Source organism: Johannesbaptistia floridana, assembly GCF_057440575.1.
Genome location: NZ_JALKVM010000414.1, coordinates 17,643 through 40,753 on the forward strand (window position 1 = coordinate 17,643; position 23,111 = coordinate 40,753).

17 protein-coding genes are annotated in these 23,111 nt (G+C 36.4%); 5 read left to right on the forward strand and 12 right to left on the reverse strand.

Annotated features, from left to right (window positions below; translation table 11 throughout):
• Positions 1–20 precede the first annotated feature (20 nt).
• From hisS to MW688_RS23655, 6 genes are all read right to left on the reverse strand, one after another.
• Entirely contained in the window at positions 21–1,295 is a 1,275-nt protein-coding gene (gene hisS / locus MW688_RS23630) for a histidine--tRNA ligase (RefSeq protein WP_486738465.1), read from the reverse strand.
• Positions 1,282–2,139, reverse strand: a complete 858-nt coding sequence (thiD, locus tag MW688_RS23635) for a bifunctional hydroxymethylpyrimidine kinase/phosphomethylpyrimidine kinase (RefSeq protein WP_486738466.1) — start codon at positions 2,137–2,139, stop codon at positions 1,282–1,284. Before thiD ends, hisS begins: the two co-directional genes overlap by 14 nt.
• A complete protein-coding gene (gene ftsZ, locus MW688_RS23640) occupies positions 2,132–3,418 on the reverse strand; it encodes a cell division protein FtsZ (protein WP_486738467.1) in 1,287 nt (428 codons plus the stop codon). Before ftsZ ends, thiD begins: the two co-directional genes overlap by 8 nt.
• Before the next feature lie 408 nt (positions 3,419–3,826).
• Complete coding sequence (locus MW688_RS23645) at positions 3,827–5,815, reverse strand: NAD(P)/FAD-dependent oxidoreductase (protein WP_486738468.1); 1,989 nt, start codon at positions 5,813–5,815, stop codon at positions 3,827–3,829.
• 57 nt (positions 5,816–5,872) lie between these two features.
• The gene (locus tag MW688_RS23650; protein ID WP_486738469.1) at positions 5,873–6,364 is read right to left on the reverse strand and encodes a crossover junction endodeoxyribonuclease RuvC; all 492 of its coding nucleotides are present in this window, start codon (positions 6,362–6,364) and stop codon (positions 5,873–5,875) included.
• Entirely contained in the window at positions 6,361–7,251 is an 891-nt protein-coding gene (locus MW688_RS23655) for a S66 peptidase family protein (RefSeq protein WP_486738484.1), read from the reverse strand. The genes MW688_RS23650 and MW688_RS23655 overlap by 4 nt, the downstream gene beginning before the upstream one ends.
• Positions 7,252–7,299: 48 nt before the next feature.
• Between MW688_RS23655 and MW688_RS23660 the strand changes: the two genes are divergently transcribed.
• The 5 genes from MW688_RS23660 to MW688_RS23680 all read left to right on the forward strand — a co-directional run bounded on the left by MW688_RS23660 (position 7,300) and on the right by MW688_RS23680 (position 16,048).
• On the forward strand, positions 7,300–8,268 hold the full coding sequence (locus MW688_RS23660; protein ID WP_486738470.1) for a glycosyltransferase family 2 protein: 969 nt from the start codon (positions 7,300–7,302) through the stop codon (positions 8,266–8,268).
• Positions 8,269–9,258: 990 nt separating this feature from the next.
• Positions 9,259–9,540 carry an HNH endonuclease gene (locus tag MW688_RS23665; RefSeq protein ID WP_486738471.1) on the forward strand — a complete coding sequence of 94 codons (282 nt, stop codon included), beginning with the start codon at positions 9,259–9,261 and terminating at the stop codon, positions 9,538–9,540.
• Positions 9,541–9,688: 148 nt separating this feature from the next.
• Entirely contained in the window at positions 9,689–10,300 is a 612-nt protein-coding gene (locus MW688_RS23670; protein WP_486738472.1) for a hypothetical protein, read from the forward strand.
• Positions 10,297–11,049, forward strand: coding sequence for a DUF1822 family protein (locus tag MW688_RS23675; protein WP_486738473.1), 753 nt, complete (start codon positions 10,297–10,299; stop codon positions 11,047–11,049). The genes MW688_RS23670 and MW688_RS23675 overlap by 4 nt, the downstream gene beginning before the upstream one ends.
• Before the next feature lie 172 nt (positions 11,050–11,221).
• On the forward strand, positions 11,222–16,048 hold the full coding sequence (locus tag MW688_RS23680) for a CHAT domain-containing protein (RefSeq protein WP_486738474.1): 4,827 nt from the start codon (positions 11,222–11,224) through the stop codon (positions 16,046–16,048).
• Positions 16,049–16,477: 429 nt separating this feature from the next.
• On the opposite strand, the gene MW688_RS23685 is transcribed toward MW688_RS23680, so the two are convergent.
• The 6 genes from MW688_RS23685 to MW688_RS23710 all read right to left on the reverse strand — a co-directional run bounded on the left by MW688_RS23685 (position 16,478) and on the right by MW688_RS23710 (position 23,045).
• On the reverse strand, positions 16,478–17,410 hold the full coding sequence (locus tag MW688_RS23685) for a glycosyltransferase family 2 protein (protein WP_486738475.1): 933 nt from the start codon (positions 17,408–17,410) through the stop codon (positions 16,478–16,480).
• A 49-nt stretch (positions 17,411–17,459) separates the two neighbouring features.
• Positions 17,460–17,735: a ParE family toxin-like protein gene (locus tag MW688_RS23690; protein WP_486738476.1), complete on the reverse strand. Its 276-nt coding sequence runs from the start codon at positions 17,733–17,735 to the stop codon at positions 17,460–17,462.
• 26 nt (positions 17,736–17,761) lie between these two features.
• Entirely contained in the window at positions 17,762–17,989 is a 228-nt protein-coding gene (locus MW688_RS23695; protein WP_486738477.1) for a hypothetical protein, read from the reverse strand.
• Between the two features lie 52 nt (positions 17,990–18,041).
• Complete coding sequence (locus tag MW688_RS23700) at positions 18,042–20,486, reverse strand: glycosyltransferase (protein WP_486738478.1); 2,445 nt, start codon at positions 20,484–20,486, stop codon at positions 18,042–18,044.
• A gap of 230 nt (positions 20,487–20,716) precedes the next feature.
• Positions 20,717–21,733, reverse strand: a complete 1,017-nt coding sequence (locus tag MW688_RS23705; RefSeq protein WP_486738479.1) for a hypothetical protein — start codon at positions 21,731–21,733, stop codon at positions 20,717–20,719.
• Between the two features lie 97 nt (positions 21,734–21,830).
• Positions 21,831–23,045, reverse strand: coding sequence for a DUF1501 domain-containing protein (locus MW688_RS23710; RefSeq protein WP_486738480.1), 1,215 nt, complete (start codon positions 23,043–23,045; stop codon positions 21,831–21,833).
• Positions 23,046–23,111 lie beyond the last annotated feature (66 nt).

Here is a 23,111-nt window from a genome sequence, read left to right on the forward strand (position 1 = left end):
ACTAGTTTATTTTAACTGATTTATTTTAACTGATTTATTTTTAATTGTAGTTCTGGACTTTGGGTGAAAAGTTCACCAATTTTCCAAGTTTCTTGAGTTTGGGTATTCATCCATTTTAAGTTTACAGTATCGGTTTCTGCTTCTTGTTCACCTATAATTAGAGAAGCGATCGCCTGTTTGCGATCTGCCCGTTTAAACTGTTTACCAAAGGCACTCCCACTCAGGTCTAAGTCTACTATAAAACCGCTTTTACGTAGTTTTTGAGCAACAATCAAGGCTTTAGCTTCTGCTTTTTCCCCGCGGGAGACTAGATAAAAATCTGGTCTTGTGGTTATTTGGGGGTACTTTTCTTGGAGTAGGATAATTAGTCTTTCCATACCAATTGCCCAGCCTATGGCGGGGGTATCCGGGCCTCCCAATTCTGCTATTAAGCCGTCATAGCGTCCTCCTCCACATACGGTTGCTTGAGCCCCCAGTTCGTCTGATTGAATTTCAAAGGCTGTGTGAGTGTAATAATCTAACCCTCTCACGAGACGGTTATCGATATAGTAGTTGATTCCTAACTCTGTGAGTAATTGTTGTACCTGTTCAAAGTGTGCTTTTGATTCTGAACTTAAACAGTCGATAATTTTGGGAGCGTTTTCCGTAATTTTCCGGGTCCCTTCATCTTTGCTATCAAGTATCCGTAGGGGGTTACGTTCAAGACGGATTTGAGAGTCTGTATCTAAATCTTGTTTATAGGGGCTGAGATAATCTACTAGGGCGTTACGATATACTTGTCTATCTGCCTTAGTGCCTACAGAGTTAATTGCCAATTTCAAACTTACTAAACCTAATTGGCTGAGTAAATCTGTGGCTAGGGCGATCGCTTCTACATCTGCTCGTGGTTGAGAACTGCCTAGTAACTCTAGACCTATTTGATGGAATTGTCTTTGGCGTCCCGCTTGGGGTCTTTCGTAGCGAAACATTGGACCTGTGTACCACAGTCTTTGTACACCACCTTTGCTCAGATTATTCTCTATGTAAGCTCTTACCACTCCTGCTGTTCCTTCTGGTCTTAGAGTTATTGAGCGTTCTCCTTTGTCTAGGAAAGTATACATTTCTTTCCCTACTACATCTGTATCTTCCCCTATTCCCCGAGCGAATAAGCTAGTTTGTTCAAATATTGGTGGTCTGATTTCTTGGTAACAAGCTTGTTTAAAGATTTGACGTGCTTTTGTTTCTATTTCTTGCCAGTAGTTCACTTCCTCTGGCAATATATCTCTAGTTCCTCGTATTGCTTTAATAATTTCCATAAATATTGTTTGATTTTTCTATACTTAGCAATGGAAAGAAATGACCTACCGGACCATGTCCTTGACCTATATTGAGAGAATATTGCAAGGCTGTGGTTACATATTCTTTTGCTGCTATTGTCGCCCCTAGGGGTGATTTTCCCCAAGCTAAATTAGCGGTTATAGCGGCACCCAAAGTACATCCGGTACCATGATTATTTTTAGTTGGTATTTGCTCGGTTTTCATAGTCAAGTATTCTTTCCCATCGTACCACACATCTACTCCTTGTAATTCTTTTGCTAGAGAACCGCCTTTTATTAGTACATTTTTACTACCAAAGCTCTGAATTTTTCTAGCAGCAGCTTGCATCTCAGCTATACTGGTTATTTTGCTCCCTGTGATCATTTGAGCTTCGTAAATATTGGGGGTAACCACTAAAGCTTGAGGAAGCAGTAATTCGATTATCTTTGTTACTGCGGTATCATCGAGGAGTTGAGCACCTGTACGGGATACCATTACTGGGTCTACTACTAGATTAGTAATCTTGAGTTTCTCTAATTCCTCAGCCACAGTCGTGATAATTTCTGAAGATAGAAGCATTCCTAGTTTTACTGCTGCTAAAGACATATCCTCTGCTACTGTAGCTATTTGCTTTGCTACCATTGCCGATGCTATAGGTACTACTTCAGTTACGCCAACTGTATTTTGTGCTGTAACACAAGTGATGGCACTAGTTCCGTGAACACAATGAAAGGCAAAAGTTCGTAAATCTGCTTGAATTCCCGCTCCTCCACCACTATCGGAGCCTGCGATTGTGAGAACAATCGGATAATTATTAGGATAATTATTAGAATAATTATTCATCTGATTTAGAAAAACGACGTCTTTGCAGAAATTCTGGTATATCTAAAGCTGAACTTGATTCAGAGCGATATGTTGGCCGAGGTTTCGGTTGATTTCCTGGTCGTACTGGTGGTTTCTGTGTATTGCTAATAGTTTCTGGAATAGATTTTTGTTCTCCATTAAAACCTGTTGCAATCACAGTTATTCTAATTTCTCCTTGCATCTCTTCATCAATCACCGCCCCAAAGATGATATTGGCGTTAGGATCTACTATTTCGTAAATAATTTCTGCTGCTGAGTTGACTTCGTGCAAAGTCAAATCATTCCCTCCTGTTATATTTAGTACTACCCCCTTAGCTCCTTCGATAGACGATTCAATCAAGGGTGAAGAGATAGCGGCTATTGCCCCTTCTTTTGCCCTTGATTTACCTGTGCCTATGCCTATCCCCATCAATGCTGAGCCTGCGTCTGCCATTACCGCTCTAATATCGGCAAAATCCACATTTACTAAGCCTGGTATGGTGATTATGTCTGAAATCCCTTGAACCCCTTGTCTTAACACGTCATCTGCTGTGCGGAAGGCTTCTTGCACTGGAGTATCTGGGTTGATCACTGATAACAACTGATTATTAGGTATAATAATTAGAGTATCAACTCTAGTGGCTAGAGCATTTATCCCCTCTTCAGCTTGACTTGTGCGTTTACGACCTTCAAATGTAAATGGTCTGGTTACCACTCCTACGGTTAAACATCCCATCTCCTTCGCTACTTCTGCTACTATTGGTGCTGCACCTGTACCAGTTCCTCCTCCCATTCCGGCAGTTATGAACACCATATCAGTATTTTCTAGGGCGGCGGCGATTTCATCTCGGGATTCTTCCGCTGCTTTTTGTCCAATGGCTGGATTCCCACCTGCTCCCAACCCTCGGGTAATTTTCTTGCCTATTTGTAGACGATTTAAAGCGTCAGCATAGGATAGGGCTTGGGCATCTGTGTTAATTGCCCAAAATTCTACTCCTACTAAGTCACTTGCAATCATTCTATTAACCGCATTACAACCTCCTCCTCCTACACCTATCACTTTTATTTGAGCTACATTACTAGGTACAATTTGATTACCTCCACTGGTTTCTTCAGGATTTCCCTGATTATCCCCGTAATTTTGCTGGGATGAAAAGAAAGAATTTCCTGAAGAGTGATTATCTTTTGTGATACGCTCTGACGTTGCTGATATTTCTATAAACTGCGGGTAGTTTGTATTGTATGTATTTTTTGTATCTGTTTGCTCTTTTTTTGTCATAATTGTTATATAAATATAAGTGTGTAAGGTGTTAGAGGGTTTTTAGGGTTAATTACTAAATTATTTTTACTATCATTTTAAATATTAACTGACAAATTTCCATAAATTGCCCTGTTTTTTTTAGCACTTTTAAGATAGACAATTTTGTTTTCTCTGTCAACATAAATTTTTACAGCTTAGTTATAGCCCTGAGACCTTAGCAAAACCTCATATCAATGAACTAAAAGTTTAGTTTATGGAGTTTTTTGGTTATTTTAATTAAGATTCCCAGATGAAAGTAAATATTGAGCGTGAGCGACTCATTGCCTGATGGCAATTATAGTCAAATTTTTTCGGTTGAAATTAAAACGGTAGTAAAAAACTCAGAAACTGAGAAAAGTTCTGTTTATTTACTTAACCATATAGATATCAACTTCTAAGACTATAGGAGAAGCATAGTAGTCTAAACCATAAAACCGGAAAACGCTTTTCTAACCAAGATTGGGATTTTTTTAACCATTGAGGAAAAAATCCTACCAATAAGATATTTTTAAAAGCGTCTATAGTAAATATAACGTAAGAACCAAGCCAACGGATTAAATCTTGATAACCAGCCATTTCCATAATCCAGATTAACAAAATAGGGTTTTTACGAGCAGCTTTGAGGGCAAGGCGCGTAAAAGTTAGCCAACTAGTACGATCTTTAATAAAAGTATCGGCCACAATCGGTGGTTCATCGGCTAAAATACCAAAAAAAGTATTTAACATGGAATTGACTCGCTGAGGTGGTAAAGTTTTCCCCGTAGGTACCATCATTCCTTTGGAGAATAACCAAGTTACAGAGACATTGCTTTGGTAGGCACGAATTTGATTGAGGTTTTTAGCCTGGAGTAAATCGTATTTTAAAGCATTATCTAATAGTATGGTTAAACGGCCTAGGTTGCGCACTAGAGAGCCGAAACCAGTGAAAATTAGGGGAGATTGCAAAGAAGCCGCATCACCGATAGTGACTAAACGATCAAAAGCCACTTGGCGATCGCCTTGACTCATAGTAAAATGTCCTGGAATATAACCAAAGGTCGGTTTTTTCCAAACTAGTTTTTCTAAGTCACAACGACGATACTCCGGTAGGATGTTAAAAAAGTCTTCATACATCTCTAGAAGAGATCCAGGATTGTGGGGATCTACTCGATGGTAGTGAAATAGATAAATGGTTAATTCTGAGTTAGCACCAGGAAATAACTCCCATATTAGCTGACGTCCGCGAGAAATATCCCCATGAGAATTCAGTACATCTCCGTAGTTATTATCCCAAACCTGTGGCTCAAAACCTGATTCAACTACCGCTCCTACTGTGGGACAAACACTATCAAAAGTCCGCTCCCCATTTAACTGCCAAGCGATGGGAGAAGCAGTACCCATAGCATCAACTAATAGACGTCCTGTTGCCTGTTTGGGTTGATTGCTGGGTAAATTAACTAAATTAACTATAACTTGTTTCGGAGCGATTTGAGCGCTTTTAAATTCCGTTTCATCCCAAATTTCTCCACCTGCGGCTATTAACTTCTCTCCACAGAGTTTCAGCAGTTTTTCAGCGTCTAAAGCTAAATTGAGTACTTTGGGAGTATGTAAAACCTTGGCTTTGAGATGAGGTGGATTGTTGCCATCAAAAAATTTATTAAAACCGTCGCGATATTCTCTGGCGATGAGCTCTTCAATTTCTGCTGGGGTAAATAAATTTAATCTAACTAAAGTTTGGATTTCATCTCGGGAAATATTCCATTCTCTATTCATTTTACCAAAGGGCAATCTTTCCACTAGGAGAACTTTATATCCTTTTTGGGCCATAACCGCCGCATGAATTGAGCCGAGAGCTCCACCTAGATAAATTAAGTCGTATTCTGTATCTAGGTTACTCTGATTGGCGATAGGAAAGATCACTTGTTGGGGTTTTTGAGGATTAGAAAGATATTCCCTCCAGCGTTTCTCCCACCAATAGGCTCTTTTTAGGTAAAATTCTCCTTGAGGCATTTTGGCAAAATAGTGGGTTGTTTTGGGATAGTAAGCAGCTAATTGGCTAAATACAGATTTTTCTAGGTCAATTACAGGTAGTTGAGGATATTTATGGGGAAAATATTCTCTTATTTCTTTTTCTAGTTGTTTAATGATTTTTCCTTCCTCCCGAAAGGCTTTCGCTGAATAGCGAAAAACTTTTAAATAAGTAGTTCTCTGTAATGACCAAGTAAATATAGAAAGCACTTGGTTTGATTTATTGGTTTTTAACTCAGGTAAATTTAATAAGACTCCTGTTTGAGTGGCTTTTTTTTCTCCATACACTGGTTTCCAGTCATTTTGTAGCCATAAGGTAACTTTTTGAGGTTCTGTTTCTGGTACTTCTATATATAATAATTCTTTCATGTTTAAAATTTTTTTTGCTTAAACTTAGTTTACCTAGAAATCTTATCTCATTTCATATTAAGCAATTTGATTTCGTAAGCCACAAAAAGCAGCATAGGCAATGGCGATCGCATCTACAGTATCATCTCGGGGCAAATCAGGTAAAACAAATAAAGACTGCACCATCAAGGCTACTTCGGCTTTTTTTGCCCTCCCATTGCCTAGATGTGCTTTCCATGAGGATTGATGCAGCAACACAGGATTAATCTTAGTTTCTCGATAACAAACCAAATTAATAATACCCAAGGCTTGCAAGACTCCTCCTGCGGCTTTAATTTCTCTAGTGAAAAAAGGCATTTCTATGGCAATCAAGTTAGGTTGAAATTCCGCCACTAAACTCATCATATCTGCTTCAATAATTACCAATCTCTCAGAAGTAGATAGTTGTTTACTTGTTTCTATAGTTCCATAGTCAAATAAGTTGGGATGTTGTGATTGTTCTCCCATTAACAATGCCCAACCAATCATATTTAAACCTGGGTCAATACCTAAACATCTTAACTGATTCATGCCTGAACTAATATTCCTCTATCCCCATCTAAAACGACTCTCTCTCCTACAATTAAAGCAGCATTGGCACCCCGATGTCCAAAGGGCAAATCCCCAACAATGGGAATATTTAACTCCCCTAGGCGATCGCGCAATACTTCTTTTACTGTCCAACTAGAGATATGAGAGGGGGCATCACAACCGCTAAAACGTCCCAAAGCAATCCCCTTTACTTGTGACAATAAGCCTAGCAGCCGCCATTGAGTTAAAAGGCGATCAATACGATAGGGAACTTCTGCAACTTCTTCTACAGCTAAAATTACCTCATCCAAGGGTGGATGTAAAGATGTATTTAACAAATGAGTTGCTACAGTTAGATTTCCCGGCAGTAATAAACCTGTTGCTTGACCTCTTCCCCATCCTTGACCAACCAAAGGTGGTAATTTTTCCCCAGACACTAGTTTAAATAGACGTTCGATTGACCACTCCGGTTCTGATGCTATAGTAGTTATCATCGGACCGTGAATACTGGCGATACCTGATTTAGCTAAACTCCATAATAAGGCTGTTACATCGGAAAAGCCAATTAACCACTTAGATATATAACTATCTTCTTGATGCCATTGCCAATCCTCTAAAAGTCTCATGGCGCCATAACCACCCCTAGCGCAGAGAATGCCACGGCAATCAGGATCTAACCAGGCTGTTTTTAAAGCTTGGCGACGTTGTTCATCTGTACCCGCAAGATAACCAGTAGTAAGGTAACATTGCTGGCTAATTGCTAATTTATAGCCATGGTTACGCCAAATATCTAATCCTGCTTGCCAATCTTCTAGATTGCGTAAATTGCCAGAAGGGGCGATTACCGAAAGGCGATCGCCAGGTTGTAACCAAGGTGGATAGTCAATTTTCAACACAATTTATTTACAATTAATATAGATTGAATTTGATTTAAAATGAACTCATCTCCTCTTCTCAGTATATGTATCCCTGCTTATAATCGTCCAGAATGGCTAAAAAGAACGATTACTTCAATTACTGCTGTTAATCCTCAATTTTCTCAAGAGGTAGAAATTATCGTTTCTGATGACTCTTCTGATGCCACCTGTGGCTTAATCGCTGAAGAATTGCTTGATTACTGGACAGGAAAAGCTAAATACCAAGCTAATTCTCCACGTCTAGGTATGGCTGAAAATTGGAATCAAGCGATTAAACTTGCCTCAGGAGAATATATAGTGGTTCTTCATGATGATGACTTTTTATTACCGGGGGGAGTTGAGAATTTAATTACAACTCTAAAGACAGTAAAAGATAAATATCATGTCCTGTTGTTTGGTGTAGAAGTAGTTAACGAACAAGAAAAGGTATTAAAAACCCAGAGATTTATTCAAACACAATACTTAGCGCCTCCCCAAGCCTTAATTAGTCTTTTATCTAATTCTTCTTGGGTAAGATTTCCGGCGATCGCTATTCAACGTCAAGTATTTAATGAAGTTGGTTATTTTGACCCCCAATGGGGAGAACCAACGGATATTGATATGTGGATTCGCCTGTTTAGTCGCTATGGTGTCTATTGTGTCTCTCTTACTACCTGCGCCTATACTGTCCATTCTCAAGCTTTGACTATGGGAGTGTTTAATCAAAATACCGTGACTACTTTACTAGGATTTTTTGATAGAGTTGCTAGTTTGAACCTCTTAACGGACTCAGAGTTACAAGATTGTCAAAATAGATTTTTTCATCAATTTATTTTAGCTGGTGCTTTCCGTATGTTGCGTAGAGGTAGACTAGAGGAATTTAAGCAAGTTATGCAGCTATTTAATTTACCAGTAATTAAGGACTTAAAACCCCCTAAAAAATGGTTGGTAATCAAATTTATTTTTCAACAACTAGTACTTATAGCGCCACCCCCAAGGCAAAAGTAGACTATTACTAAGTTTCACATTTTTTCTTTTAAATTTAATTACCAAAACATAATTGTCGAAAACCGCCATATCCTCACACCAAAGCATCTTTATCACTCATTTACTGGTGGAGGTTGAGTAATGAGTAATGAGTAATGAGTTTTTTTAAGTATTTATACTTACTTTTTTGAACAAAAAAACCCACCGAAACCACTAAATGAATGAATTTTTCTGACAGTTAAATTAGTACAAACGTACTGGTGCTTTGATCTCAGTCTATTATAGCCCTACGGATTATCGTGTTTGACATCAAAATAAAGCTCTTTCCCCCCCTTTTTCAAGCTATGCTTTATAAACATCTTTCTTAACATAAAACTTGACAAAAACCGCAACTTGTGGGTTTGTGCTTTTTTAGATTTTGTTTAAGAAAATAATGTATAGCAATATACATTTTATCCACAACTTAAGTAATTTTACTTAAAACCCCTCTCCCTGCTCCCTGCGACCGTGCTCCCTGCTATACAAGGGTTTGGTGAGTTGCTTATAAAGGATAGCTTTTTCAAGGGGGGTTAGGGGGCAATACTGCTCGGTTAAGAGAAAATTATTGATTAGAGTAAGGTTGAAAGTAGATTAATTACAAAGCCAAAAACCCCTCTCCCTGCTCCCTGCGACCGTGCTCCCTGCTTTCTCAAAATAAATATGTTTGATTCAAAACCTACGCAGTATTGGGTTAGGGGGGATCAAAATGTCTCTTGTCTACGTAACGCTATAGGACACATAAGTTCTTGTTTTTAGGGGAAATGATATAAATTATTGTAGGTTGGGTTGAGGAAACGAAACCCAACAATCTACCTTTGCAGTCAAAGCCTAGGTATTTTTAACAGGAGTGCAAGAGCTGAGATAAAGGCACTTTGAAAACCGGATTTGGTATCACTATAAAAAAAAATACTCAATTTTCAGCAACAGGATCAAAAACTCTGCGTAATTTTTGGACATTGCCCTGTTAAGTAAGTGAACCAATCAAAAAAAGGCAATAAAATTATGGCTAATATGTCTTCTACGAGGAAGCGTCACAAAAGACAGCAATTATTACAGATGTATGGGAACTATTGTTGCTGGTGTGGGAAACAAATGAAAAAATCTGAAAGAACTATTGAACACTTAATTCCCAAAAGCCGAGGCGGGTCTAATCATATTTCAAATTTGCGTTTAGCTTGTTATACTTGTAATAATTCCCGTGGCAATAATCTGTTCCCGCCAGGAATCAGCCAGATTTTTCAGCTTCCGAGATAGATATAAGCATTCGGATCAATGAGAACAGGCTTGTAAACTACAATATAACTCAAGCAATACCTCTATGGATGACCTAGAGCAAAGGTTAACTACTTTAATTACGCAGGTACGTCAAAACCCACCTAAAAGCAGACAATGGCGGTTCAACATGAATAGGTTACTACTGGAAATCCAGCAACTTCCAGGATTAGCTAAATCCTCTCATCCAAACTATCATGCGGCATTAAACCGTACTCTAGAATGGGTTAGTGAGAATATTACTCGATTTGAACCTGATTCTGATTCCGTGAGAGAAAGTTTGCTGAAGTGGGTTAACAGCTACTTAGGCTGGCGAATTAGAGATTTATACTGTCCTGCTAAAGATCCTCCACTCAGTTTAGATGTTCCAGTGGCGCCAAATATTAAGGAAATAACGATGCAGGATAATCTCTCTAATTTCACTTTGAGTGGATTGGAGGGTTTAATAGAAAGCAGTATGCGGGAAACTACTAGACGTATTGGTTTAGACTTGGAACTTTACATTGAGCAAGATCCCGAAGATAAGCTCAAAAATAGTCATCCTAGTAACTCTCCCCACTGTAATTGTCAATTCCTAAGCCAAAGACTGGTCATAAAAGAACCGCCCGATAAATTTGCCCAGATAGCTCAAGAGTTGACCATTCCCTATACAACTGTCAATTCCCATTGGAAGAGAAAATGCCTACCCATACTACAAAAAATAGCTGAAGATTTGGGATATAAACAGGAGGAGTCGTTATGAACAGCACATCTTTCCCCAGGGTACCATTAGATTTAGATATTCATTCTAGAGCCAGAGAGTTAGCAGCTCAACAAAGTACTGTTGAAAAAGGAAAACGAGTTTACTTAAATGTCTTAGCAGTTTATGCTGTTCACTGTTATTTAAAATGGTTGCAAATACCAACAGATTTAACAGAATCAGATTGCCTGAATCCGGTAACAGCAGCTTTATCAAATGTAGCTGATTTGGTAATTCCCAATGTGGGCAAGTTAGAATGCTGTCCAGTTTTACCTCAACAAACTGTTATCTTATTGCTGAATACCAGAGAAAATCAAATTGGTTATGTAGCAGTACAGTTTCAAGAAAGCTTAGACTCAGTAGAAATATTAGGATTTGCCCCTACCTATGATCAAGCAAATCCAGAGACACAGTTAGCAGTGTCAGAACTTCAGCCGATTGAAACTCTTTTAGAACAAATTACTCGTTTAGAAGAAGCGATCGCCTTTCTTGAAACAGATGATGTAGTGGCTCAAGAAGTACGTAATGTCTTGCAAAGTAAACCTTTATCAGAAATTGTGGCAAGATTCGAGCTTCTTTACCGAACTGCGGAAGAATTTGAGTGGCGATATGCAGGAGGTGAAATATTAGGGGTCGATGCTATGACTGTTAGTGCTACCCGTGAAACAATTCAGTTAGATGATCATGAATTAGAAGATTTAGCGGAAATGTTAATGGAGAAGTTAGCAGAAATTTGGGAAAATGCTGAGTAATTTTAGCGCCATATCTAAATTACACTTTATTTAAAATATTTTTGTAAGTAAATATACCAGTGACCGCAGTGGTTTTAACAACATTTATCACCAATGATCCCCCTAACCCCCTTACCAAGGGGGGCTTTTCATTATTTTTGTCAACATCTATTAGCTCATTGCTATAAATTATATGAATAAAGGTTTCGGTTCTCAAAAATCACCAGATTTTACTAAACGCCAAAAAGCTTATTTTAAATTGATTAAGCAGCTACTCAAATCTCCTATTGGTAAGGAAATGAAGGTTCTTAGGAAGCATTCACATCTAGTTGATGCAGGATTGGTAGAAACCCTTTTGATGGTATCTCAAATCCGAGCAAACCAAGGAGATATTGATTCTGCTTACTTTTTGCAAAATGTAGCTAATTGGTTGAGTCAAGAACTGGGAATACATAGAGATTACACAATGGATTTTTTAGCTGAAATATTGGGAGCGATCGCTCAAAATCAAGATAACCCAAAAAAGGTTTACCCTCTGCTTAGAGCGAACTTACATCAAATCAATGAAGATTTTTATGAACAGTTTCATGACTGGATAACCAATTTAAACCGAGAAGCATTAATAAGAGTCGGATGGAGTGTTATTAATTTTTCTATATTGCTTTGGGAATTTCCCCTTGGTAATCGGGAGATTAACTTAGAAATTGCCATTACAGGTTTAGAAGCATTAGCTAATATCTTTACTCCTGAGATTTCTTCAGAAATTTGGGCAGAGATTCAACTTAATTTAGTACCTCCTTATCGCCATCGTCTCAGAGGAAATCGTGCAGATAACCTAGAAAAGGCAATTATTGCTGGTAATAATGCCCAAAGTGTTTACACTCCTGTCGCTTTTCCCCAAAATTGGGCTTTTGTGCAAAATAATCTGGGTCTTGTATATACTGACAGAATTATAGGAAACAAAGCTGACAACATCGAAAAGTCAATTTCTTGTTATGAAACTGCTTTAACAGTAGTTAACCGCCATGAGATGCCTGAACTTTGGAGTACAATTCAAAATAATTTGGGGAATGCCTACCTTAATAGAATTGAAGGTGATAAGGCACAGAGTTTAGAGAAGGCCATCGCTTGCTATCAAGTCGCCTTACAAGTACGTGAGAGGAAATCACCCTATTATTGGGCTAGTAGTCAACATAACCTAGCTAATGCTTACACAGCAAGGATTAGAGGAAATAAACAACAGAATTTAGAGAAGGCTATTGCGGCATATCTTAAGGCATTGGAAGTTTATACAATATATGATTATCCTGAACGATGGGGGGCGACAACCAGTAGTTTGGGAAATGCCTATTATCAAGCAAGTCAATTAACTGAAGCCTTGGAATGTTGCCGCGCCGCGCTGCAATTCTTTACTCCCACCAATTTCCCTAGAGATTGTATCAGAACTGGCTTAATTTTGGCTAAAGCCGCCGTAGCTGCTGACTTGAAAGCAGAAGCTATGAGAGGTTATCAGATCGCTATTGAAGCTGTAGAACAAATTCGCCGACAGGGTGGTATTTCTCATTTACAAGAAATTCCCGAAGCAATTGAAGCTTATATAGGCATAGTAATTTTTTGTCTAATCAATGGGGAAAGAGATCAAGCCGAAATATATGCTAAACGTTCTGGTTTACCAAGTATTTTAGACTTGATAGATGATCAGCAATTGCAAGAATTTCACTCAAATGCACAATTCCTCGGACAGATACTACAGATAATTGCTGATAACAATGGAAACCCTGATATCGTCTATCCGTTTCTGGAAAATAATCTAGATAAATTAGATGAAGAATTTGTTCAAAACTTCCAAAGGTTTAAGGATCTTTATGAACACATACCATCAGGTCAAGCTATTCAAATTGCTGCAAATATTGTCAGTTTTAGTAGTTTAATTCGCCGATTTCCTCAAGGTGATCTAACAATTAAGTTGAAAATTGCTGTTACAGGTTATGAGGTAGCTGCTACTGTTTTTACCAAGCAAGATTTTCCTCAACAATGGGAAACTATTCAAAATGATTTGCGTGCAGTATTCCAGAGTCAGTTATGGGAAGCATTATCAAAAAACCCAGAAAATATCGAAAATGTATACCCTTTACTCAAAGCAAATCAAGACAAATTAGATGAACGCTTTGTTACTGTATTGAAACTACACATAGAAGGTTTGCTTTCTCAAGTATCCTCGGAAGAAGCAGAAGCTTTAGGGACAATGCTTATTTGCTCAAGCTTTCTATTTCAAGAATTTCGACAAGGTAATGAGGGGAATAATTTAGAAATTGCCCTGACAGGATATGAAATTGCTTCTAAAATTTTCCATGGGGAAACTTTCCGAGAACAATTTTCTACATTTATATGTCAGTTAGGGTTAGGAAATATTTATCACCGTAGAATAAAGGGTGAACGAGCAGAAAACATAGAAAAATCCCTTGATTTTTTAAATAATGCTTTACAAATCTATAACCGTAGAATAAAGGGTACAGAAGCAGAAAACATAGAAAAATCAATTTCTTATTCAAATAATTCTTTTAAAATTGGTAACATTTGGGCAGAAATTCACAATAATTTGCTGATTGCTTATGGCTCTCGAATTCGGGGAGATCAAGCAGAAAACGCTGAATTAGCAATCAAAGCAGGGGAAGCAGCTTTGGAGGTTTATACAAGGGATCAATATCCTGAAAGATGGGGAGCAATTCAAAACAATCTAGGTCTTATTTACAAACCTGAAAATGTGACAGATGATGCGGATGAGAATTTAGAAAAAGCGATCGCCTGTTATCAAAATGCTCTTGAGGTTCGTAAGCGCGAAGAGTTGCCCGAACTTTGGGCTCAAACTCAAATGAATATTGGCTCTGCCTATCGTCAGAGACGTCAAGGGGATGCCGCAGAAAATCTAGAAATGGCGATCGCCGCTTATCAAGCAGCTTTACAAGTCTACACCCAAGAAGAATTTCCCCTAGATTGGGCAGGAGTACAGATGAATCTAGGTAATGCTTATCTTGATACCAGGAAAAACTTAGATAAGGCGATCTCCCATCATCAAGCAGCTTTACAAATCTTTACTAAACAAGAATTTCCCCGACACTGGGCTATGACTCAGATGAATTTAGGCAATGTTTTCTCACAACAAGAGCAAGAAGAAGCAGCAATTACTTGTTATCGCTCAGCCTTAAAAATTTTCACCCCCACAGCTTTTCCCCAATATTGTCGGCAGACAGGAGAAATGCTAGGAAATACGGCTTTGAAAATTGGTGATTGGGCTGAAGCGATTAAAGGTTATGGTCTAGCAATTGAGGCTGTAGAAACTAGTCGCACTTGGACTGGTTCAGAATTAGGCCGTCAAAAAATCTTACTTAGTTCTCTTGATATTTACTACAATATGGTGCAAGCTTGTCTTAATAATAAACAACTCGATAAAGCTGTTGAATACGTCGAACGTTCTCGCTCAAAACGATTGGTAGATTTAATAGAAATTAATGACCTTTATTGGGATAGTGAAATCCCCTCAGAAATTCAAAAGTATTTACAAGATTTTGAAGCTATCCAACAGCAAATTGATCATGAGAGAGAATCTCTTGTTGGTAATAATATATTTGATAATCGTGTTGCTCTTCAAGCTGATAACGAAATCATTGCCAATTTAGAAGCTGATAAACAGCAAATTTGGGAACAAATTCGCCATTTAGATCCTGTGTCAGCCAGTCAAATTCAAGTAACTCACATGAATTTGTCATCTATACAGCAGCTAATTAAATTTCCTACAACAGCTATTTTGAGCTTTTTTATTACTCCCTATGACACCCATATCTTTATAATTCGGCAAAATCAAATTAATTTACACACTTGCACTGGATTGGGAGTGTCAACTTTACAAACATTAATTTTAACTGATTGGCTAGGGCAATATATAGATAACCAAGATAATTGGAAAGAAAAATTTCATTCATTAACATCAGAACTAGCTGAAGTCTTGAAATTAAATGATTTGATAGCACAACATCTGCAAAATATTTCAGAATTAATTATAATTCCTCATCTAGCTTTACATCAAATTCCCTTTGCTGCTTTACCAATTGCAGAAAGTCAATATCTAGGGGATAAATTTTTGATTCGTTATGTTCCTAGTTGTCAAATTCTCAAATTTTGTCACAATCGTCTCTCAACAGATAATAATTTAAAGTATGGTATCGTTGAAAATGCTACTGAAGATTTACCTTATGCTAATTGGGAAGGAGAACAAATAGTTAATTTGTACAACATTCCTAATCATCAATATTTAAAAGGCAGTCAACAAGCTAGTGTGAGCAACTATCGGGAATTGCTGGGAAAAGTCCAAGTAATTCATTCTAGCCATCATGCCCAAGCGCGGCTTGATAATCCTTTAGAATCAGCATTAATTTTAGCCAATGGACGGATTACTCTGGCTCAATTATTAACTCCTGCTTGGCGCAGTCCTCAGTTAGAATGCGTTTTTCTTTCTTGCTGTGAAACTAGCTTGTGTCCGCCTGAAATAACTAATGATATTTTAACTCTTGCCACAGGTTTTATTTGTGCAGGGGCAAAAAGTGTGATTAGTACACTCTGGTCAGTAAATGATTTAGCAACCGCCCTATTTTCATTATTTTATTATCAATATAGAGAGCAAGGAAATAAGCAATTAGAGTCAATTAAAAAAGCTCAATTTCAACTGCGAAATCTTACAGGTGAAACTCTTAGACAAAACTACCAACCAACCCTAAATGATTTTTTGACAGAAAAACTCAAGGAAAGGTCAACTTTGCTTAAAAAAACTAAACAAGCAAGAAATACTCATCCACCAGCTTCTCCAATGTATCAGCAACTAGATGAAGAATACAAAAAACATGACCAAATTGCCAAGGGCATTTATCAAGCCAAAAAAAAATTAGATTCTTTTTGTCAAGAGTCTAAACCTTTTTCTCATCCTGTTTATTGGGCCGCTTTCATCTGTTCCGGGTTTTTATTTTAGAATAAAACAGCCCCCCGAAATTGCGCTATCCTTGATAAGCAACTCTGAAACCCTTGTATAGCAGGGAGCAGGGAGCAGGGAGCAGGGAGAAATTTTTAAGTAAAATTACTTAATTTCCTAAATAATGTATTTGTTTATACATTATTTTCTTAAACAAAATCTGAAAAAGCACTTAATCACAAGTTGGTGTTTTTGTCAAGTTTTATGTTAAGAAAGATGTTTATAAAGCATAGCTTAATAAGGGGGGTTGGGGGGATCTAGTCGGCTTCTATATTTTTAGGATTTTTTAATCAATTTGCTATAAATTAAGAGAATTAGGGGGTAATTTAAATGAAATTTAGGATTTACTTAGTTTGAAATAATATTTTCCTCTATAGTAATTCTCAAGCAAGTAATATTAATAAATATCTGTTATTTCTATAAAAACCCCTAAGAGTACCAACGCTTATTTAAATTTCCCTGCAATCCTTGGATTGTTCCTATTATCGTAGCATAGAGTTTTAATAGCACTTGATTTTTTTCAAACATAACTATTTTTAGGAGTTTTTTGTTCATATTAATCAGGCGATAGATAACTGTAATTATCCCCCTATGGTGAGTAAAGGCGTAGCGAGTTTCCATAAAAGTTTGGTTGCGAGAGATATAGTAGTAGCGTAGAGAAGAATAATTACTAATAGCTAGTTGTTTCTTAAGTATAGGTATAGTTACGTAATAAGAACTACCATAGTGATGATTCAAAACAGCATTTTTATCTACGTAAATACTATAATTTTGTTGCTTTAATTTTAAGCATAAATCCCAGTCCACTGCATCAATAAATAAATTCTCATTTAGGGGAGAGATATCATTAACGGCACTTACTACAACTAGAGAACCAGAAGTAATCACTAAATCACATTCATAATAATCACTTTGCCTTTTAGATTCTGGGATTTCTCTAAATTTATGGCGAGTAAAAACTAAACCATGTAACTCATATCCTGTAGATACATCAATCGGTAAACAGGCAACAATTCCCGGTTTAACTTGACTATCTCTTAACTTTTGATAGGTGTTAATTAAAGAAGTTAAAGCCTCTGGCGTTGGTTGACTATCTTGGTCAAAGGTCCACAAAAAATCGTAGTTTTCCTGTTTTGACCAATTCATACTAATATTTAAGCCTGCGGCAATACCAATATTATCAGGATGATGGTCAAAGATAAGTAGGTGATGGTCATCGATTAAATTGCTAAGAGGAATAGTAGAATTATCTATGATGTAAATCTTGTCTACAGGATAAGACTGATTTTTAATCGCGGTTATACATCTTTTAACAGCGTCGATATCTTCATAGGCGGTGATATAAGCAGCAATACGATACATACAGAAAGTTAGATTAAATGACGGATAACAAGCATAAATTTTATTTCTTTTACTTTTTATTCAGAAGTTTGTCATATTCAGCATGAGATCCAACCCAAAACCAGATAATTTTTTGTTCACTAATTTTCATTACTCCTAATGCACGCCATCCTATACCTATTCTGACTGACCAAATGTTCTGTTGTTCTTTTACTTGTTTAAATTCTAAACTGGGATGAAATGGATTTTGTTTCCAGAGTTTATAGTTCTTTTTTGCTGTTTCCTTTACTCTTGGAGGTAATTTTACAAATTTTTGTCGAAAATCCCTAGTTCTAGAAGATCTCATTATTGTTATTATTCTTCTTATTCTTCTTATTCTTCGCCAAAACCTTTGTCTTCAGTTTTACCTTCTTGATCTTCGTCTAATGCGTCTTTAGCCATTTTTCTGAGAATATCTAAGTCATTATCTGGATTTTCTAAAGTTTTTTGCCATTTTAGTTCATTTTCGATATCTGCCAACATTTGTTGAGCTAATTCATCTTGAAGAGCATCGGATAGCTTTTGTGCTTCATAAAAAGCTTGTTGTAACAATTGATTCATATTTTTGGGGATATTAATTCATTGTGTTTAGGTGATTATAAACGATTTTAAGTTAGATTAATTGTAAGAGTGTTTCATGCCAAGCTTTTAAATAGCGATCATGATTAAAAATATCCATGGCTAATTCTCTACCTCTTTGTCCAATTTTATCGGTTTCTTGGGGATTATGGAGAAGATATAAGAAAATTTCTCTAATTTCTGCGGGGGTATCGCCATAAAATCCATTGATACCATTATCTATAAACATATCCACATCGTGATTTTTTAAACTAACGGTTACTAAACCACACATCATGGCTTCGCCACGCGATCGCGGCATAGGAGATCTAATGGTAGGATTAAAATAAATAGAATATTCTCTAATATTATCTACATAGTTTCTAAATCTAGTTTGCGCGTATTCATTCCCCTGTAATAAGATATGGGGTTCTGGTACTGATAAAATAGAAGGAAAGTATTCACGGGGAAAATTCTCTAAAACAGACTTATAAATCTGATAACCTCGATAATGTGGTCTAGAGGTGACTGCTTCACCAAAGGGTGATAAAATCCCCTGAGTATAGGTTGTGGGTGGAAATTCTGTAGGATCAAATCCATGCCAAATTACTTTACTGTTTTTAAAATTCCATTCTCGTTGTGCTTGATGGGAATTATTGATTACTAGTATATCTCCTAAATAATTGACTAATTTTTCTCTTTCAGATTCAATAGTTTGTAATAAGTTAGACTGGTCATAACTAAGGTCATATTGACCATAAAATTGTGGTGTTCCATGACATATAGCTACCTTGGGTAAATCTATCTTTTCTCGAAAAAACTTAAAACTATCTCCCCAGTCTTTACTAATCTTGCCATTACTTTGTTCTGGTGAAAGAACATTTTCATCAAAATGAAGAATAGCTAAGTCATAATCTTGAGGATTTATTTCTCTAATTGATTTAAACAGAATATTTTCTGGAATTGGTCGATGTTGTAAGTTCCACCCACTCGCACTCCATGTACCTACATCTGTAATTAGAGTAAATTGATATGGCAGTTTATACAATTCATATTGATGGGAAATATGCCAAGGATAAGTAAGAATCTTCACTCGTGGAGGTTGATTATAAAGGGAAGCTAAACAGATGTGAGAATTATCTAAATTTAGATCTGGGTATTTTTGTAAAAGCCATCGCCTCACAACTAAAGATATGGGTGGATAAGTGGTTAATAAACCAGATAATTGTGTAATGCTTGGGAAAGTATCTTCTGAGGAAACTGGTTGAGGAGATAGAGTAAAGGCACTTGTGGTAAACTGTAATCTTAAACCCTGTTGATAGAGTTGATAACCTAATTCTAGATCTTCTAGATTAAAAATATCTAAATTATCTTCTCCCCACTTTCTTTTAATGCCAAGATGATTTAAGCTTATGTTAACAAAACTATGGGGATTTATTGGATCTCGTTTAAAAAACTGATTAGCAACTGATTTTTTATCGAGGTTTTCATAACTTTCTTTAAGATTAGCTTGTTTTGAAATAAAAATAGCGTTACCAATGGATATATCACAATCTTGGTAACTATGGGAAATAACATGACTTTTTACATAGTCTTCATTCAGATAATAGTTAGATTTAGTGAAGAGGATTAAATCCCCGATTGCTAGAGATAAACTCTCTTCTCTAGATTCAGATATAGTTATAGTCAGAGGTAAATTTTCTAAGATATTCTGTTCATCTTTTCCCGATAATTGATGGTATAAGTCAACTATAATAATCTGTATTTCTCCCAAATAAGATTGATTAACATAAGATAACCAGCAATCTTGAATAACTGATTTATCTATGGCTTTATCTAAGGTAGATATGATAGTTACTTTGGGAAAATATCTACTTTTGTATTGGCTGATTGCCTCTGTAAAAATAGCTGGAAGCTTATCTGGGTTTTGCTTAAAATCAAAAAGAAAAAGTTTATATTTTTTTTCTGGATATTTTTCTATTAAACTAGTCTCTGGAGTTAATATAAAATCTGTACTTAAATAAGTCTGTAGCTTTTCTTTGGTAAATGTCGATTGAGTAGCAAGAGAAAAAGTGGGGAGATAATGAGAATAAGAATACTTTAAAATTTGGCGCAGTCGATGACTAAAGGGAATATCTACTAGAAAAATTACATCCTGTTGAGATAATTTAGTAAATAACCCTAGATGATTAGGTGAAGTTATTTTAAAACTTTGACAATTCTTTTGAAGATAATCAATGAGGGGAGTCATCTCAACAGTAGAAGTGTCAGATAAAAATAAAATTCTCGTGTCTGATAAGTTGGGAGTGTTTTTTAACCACTCAGGCATTAAGATAGAGTAAGAGGATAAAGGATAACCCTCCGGTGATATGTAATAGGGACGATGAATAATTTTATCACCAAAGGGAAATTTTAAGAAAATACGATTGAGACTTATCTTGATTAACTGACTTAAACCATCAAGAGCGATTTTTTGTTTAATTTTTGGCCAAATATTCATTGAATTAATAGTAAGATTAGGTTCAATAATATTTCTATCTTAGGTTAGATTGACCATAAATTTAATTCTTCTGGCGGGAGTATGTCAACTTGTTTTGGTGGGTTTCTCAGGTAACAATAAAAATAATTATCATTACAACACACTTCACAGTTATCCAGAAAAAAGCAAAGATACTCATAGTTTTATGACAAAAAACTATTTTTCACTCTCTCATTAGCGCCTTATTACATTTATACTGGGATATTCTTTAATTCTTCTTCTAATTCAGCTAAACGCTGTGTTTCAAACTCGGTTAGTGTAGCACCATTTTTTTTACGGCGAGTTAATTCTTGATATCTGTCTAAATCCTGGATAATCTTAGCACCTGTGAAAATTTCCTTGAGGAAGTCAAGAGAAGCAGCAGTTGAAGATTTATTCTTAGCTGCGTTTACTTTAGTCAATAAAGCTGCTATTTCTTGTCCGATTACATAGTCTGGATTTTGAGGCTTTTCCTGTATGATTTGAAAGACTACATAAGAAGGTATGATATCAGTAACGTCAAAACTTCCTTCTCCTTTAGATTCTATTTTACCTTCATGTGTTATCCTAACGGCTTTTCCTTGAAACTCTTCTTTAAAAGCAACATAAGTTCCAGCTTTTAAAGGTATTTTACCTATGGGAACATTACTCCCCGGTTTACATTCACGAAAATCACAATCAACCTCAATAATTGTCTCATCTTTTTGCATTAAATCAGATATCTTTTTAATTGTGCTAAAAACAACATCACCTATAGAAATATATGGCGACAAAACAGGAAAAACTGCACCAAATTTTTGGTATAGTTGTTGAAAACTAGTAACTATTTGGTCTCTTTCTGAATCGTAAGTATCTACTTCGATAACAGCAATACGTATACTTATTTCTCCTCCTAAATAATCATCAGTGAAAAACATATTTTCATAATGATTATCTCTTGCATCATTAGCTCTCAAAAATTTTCCTGAGGGAAAATCTTTTTCCCAACAATTAACCCTATCTACTCGCTCATTGCTCCAAACTGTACGAGTTCTAATGAGAATATCATTATCGGTATGTTTATCTAACTTTTCAAATATTTGGGTCCCAAGCATATTAATAGTAAATGGTTGCGCTGGAGCTATTAAATTTTCTGCGCTAATTTTATTGGTTTCGGGAAGCACCAAACTATTGTTATTGTTTTGATCAACAAGCCATATTTTTGCTTTGGTTATTTTTGCTGTAGTCATGATTAATTCTTATCAAATCATCTTACATACAATTATAGCTTGTATTAAAATATGAAATTTAAGATCAGCAATAAATCTTATTATGTCCCTACATTTCTTATAAAAAGAGCTTTTTATCTGGATGATAATTAGGAAAAACTTGACTCATTTGAGAGTAACTAAGCTGAAAATGTTCAGCTAACATAAACCAAAGAATTTGGCGAAAATCTGTAGTGATAGCTAAATCTCGCTGTTGATAGAGATTCGATTCTCCTAAGCCTAACCATTCTCCATATACTTTTCCTCCAGGTATATTACCTCCCATTAACCACATCACATTACCATGTCCATGGTCTGTGCCGCGATTTCCATTTTCTCTCACTGTACGACCAAATTCTGAAACAACTACAATCAAGGTATTTTGATAAACTGTATCTAATTCTTGGACTAAAGTATTTAATCCTTCTACTAAAATTTCAAGAGATCTATTCAAACTATGATGTTGAGAAGTATGAGTATCCCATCCTCCAACATTGACAAAACCTATGGTGCTTTGTGCATCACCTTTGATTAATTGAGCTAATTTCAGTAAATCTTTAGTCACTCCTCGCTTAGATTGATAGTCTTGAATAGATTGCTCCATCATTTCTTCATTTAACTCTTCTATAAGAATCTGTTGACTTTCTCTCCCGTCTTGGTAAGCTAAGCTGAGAAGATCATTCCCGTGATATAGTTGGTCTAAAGCCTCAGTGATTCCCCCTCGATTGATGGGAGAATGCTGTTTTTGCTTTTCTGGGGGAACATTGACTACAGGTGCTGTACCCCTTAGTATATAAGGTGTAGTTCTTCCTAAATTCACCCCTTTTACGGGATGATCACCAGGTAAGAGAGATAAAAGTCGATTCAGCCAACCAGTATTTGTTTTAATATCTCCTGGAGTACCATTTTCCAGATAATCTTGAGCTTGAAAGTGAGAGCGAGTGGAATCAGGAGAACCACAGGCATGTACAAAAGCCAAGTTTTTTTCTCTCCACAAGGGCATCAGAGGAGCTAAGGCAGGATGTAATCCAAAATAACCATCTAAATCGATAACTCCATCAGTTTTTTGAGGTGGAGGTAAAGCTAGACTAGGGCGAGCAATATAGTATTCAGGGTCTTGATATGGTACTACAATATTTAGTCCATCTGCTCCTCCCCTGAGAAAAATAACGATTAATTTTTGTTGTCTAGAGGTTGCTGTAGTTTCTTGCCCAATCCATACATTTTTACTAAGAGGAATTAGGCTACTGGCGGTTAAAAGTCCTAAATTAGTTAATAATTTTCTTCTTTTCATAGTATTTACCAAGTTATAGCAATGAGCGTTGTAGTGTTAACAATATTTATATTTACAGATCCCCCC

Bases quoted from the DNA above. Each gene is read 5' to 3' on its own strand.
- hisS (WP_486738465.1), bottom strand. From the start codon at position 1,295: ATGGAAATTATTAAAGCAATACGAGGAACTAGAGATATATTGCCAGAG.
- thiD (WP_486738466.1), bottom strand. From the start codon at position 2,139: ATGAATAATTATTCTAATAATTATCCTAATAATTATCCGATTGTTCTC.
- ftsZ (WP_486738467.1), bottom strand. From the start codon at position 3,418: ATGACAAAAAAAGAGCAAACAGATACAAAAAATACATACAATACAAAC.
- MW688_RS23645 (WP_486738468.1), bottom strand. From the start codon at position 5,815: ATGAAAGAATTATTATATATAGAAGTACCAGAAACAGAACCTCAAAAA.
- MW688_RS23650 (WP_486738469.1), bottom strand. From the start codon at position 6,364: ATGAATCAGTTAAGATGTTTAGGTATTGACCCAGGTTTAAATATGATT.
- MW688_RS23660 (WP_486738470.1), top strand. From the start codon at position 7,300: ATGAACTCATCTCCTCTTCTCAGTATATGTATCCCTGCTTATAATCGT.
- MW688_RS23670 (WP_486738472.1), top strand. From the start codon at position 9,689: ATGAATAGGTTACTACTGGAAATCCAGCAACTTCCAGGATTAGCTAAA.
- MW688_RS23675 (WP_486738473.1), top strand. From the start codon at position 10,297: ATGAACAGCACATCTTTCCCCAGGGTACCATTAGATTTAGATATTCAT.
- MW688_RS23680 (WP_486738474.1), top strand. From the start codon at position 11,222: ATGAATAAAGGTTTCGGTTCTCAAAAATCACCAGATTTTACTAAACGC.
- MW688_RS23685 (WP_486738475.1), bottom strand. From the start codon at position 17,410: ATGTATCGTATTGCTGCTTATATCACCGCCTATGAAGATATCGACGCT.
- MW688_RS23690 (WP_486738476.1), bottom strand. From the start codon at position 17,735: ATGAGATCTTCTAGAACTAGGGATTTTCGACAAAAATTTGTAAAATTA.
- MW688_RS23695 (WP_486738477.1), bottom strand. From the start codon at position 17,989: ATGAATCAATTGTTACAACAAGCTTTTTATGAAGCACAAAAGCTATCC.
- MW688_RS23700 (WP_486738478.1), bottom strand. From the start codon at position 20,486: ATGAATATTTGGCCAAAAATTAAACAAAAAATCGCTCTTGATGGTTTA.
- MW688_RS23705 (WP_486738479.1), bottom strand. From the start codon at position 21,733: ATGACTACAGCAAAAATAACCAAAGCAAAAATATGGCTTGTTGATCAA.
- MW688_RS23710 (WP_486738480.1), bottom strand. From the start codon at position 23,045: ATGAAAAGAAGAAAATTATTAACTAATTTAGGACTTTTAACCGCCAGT.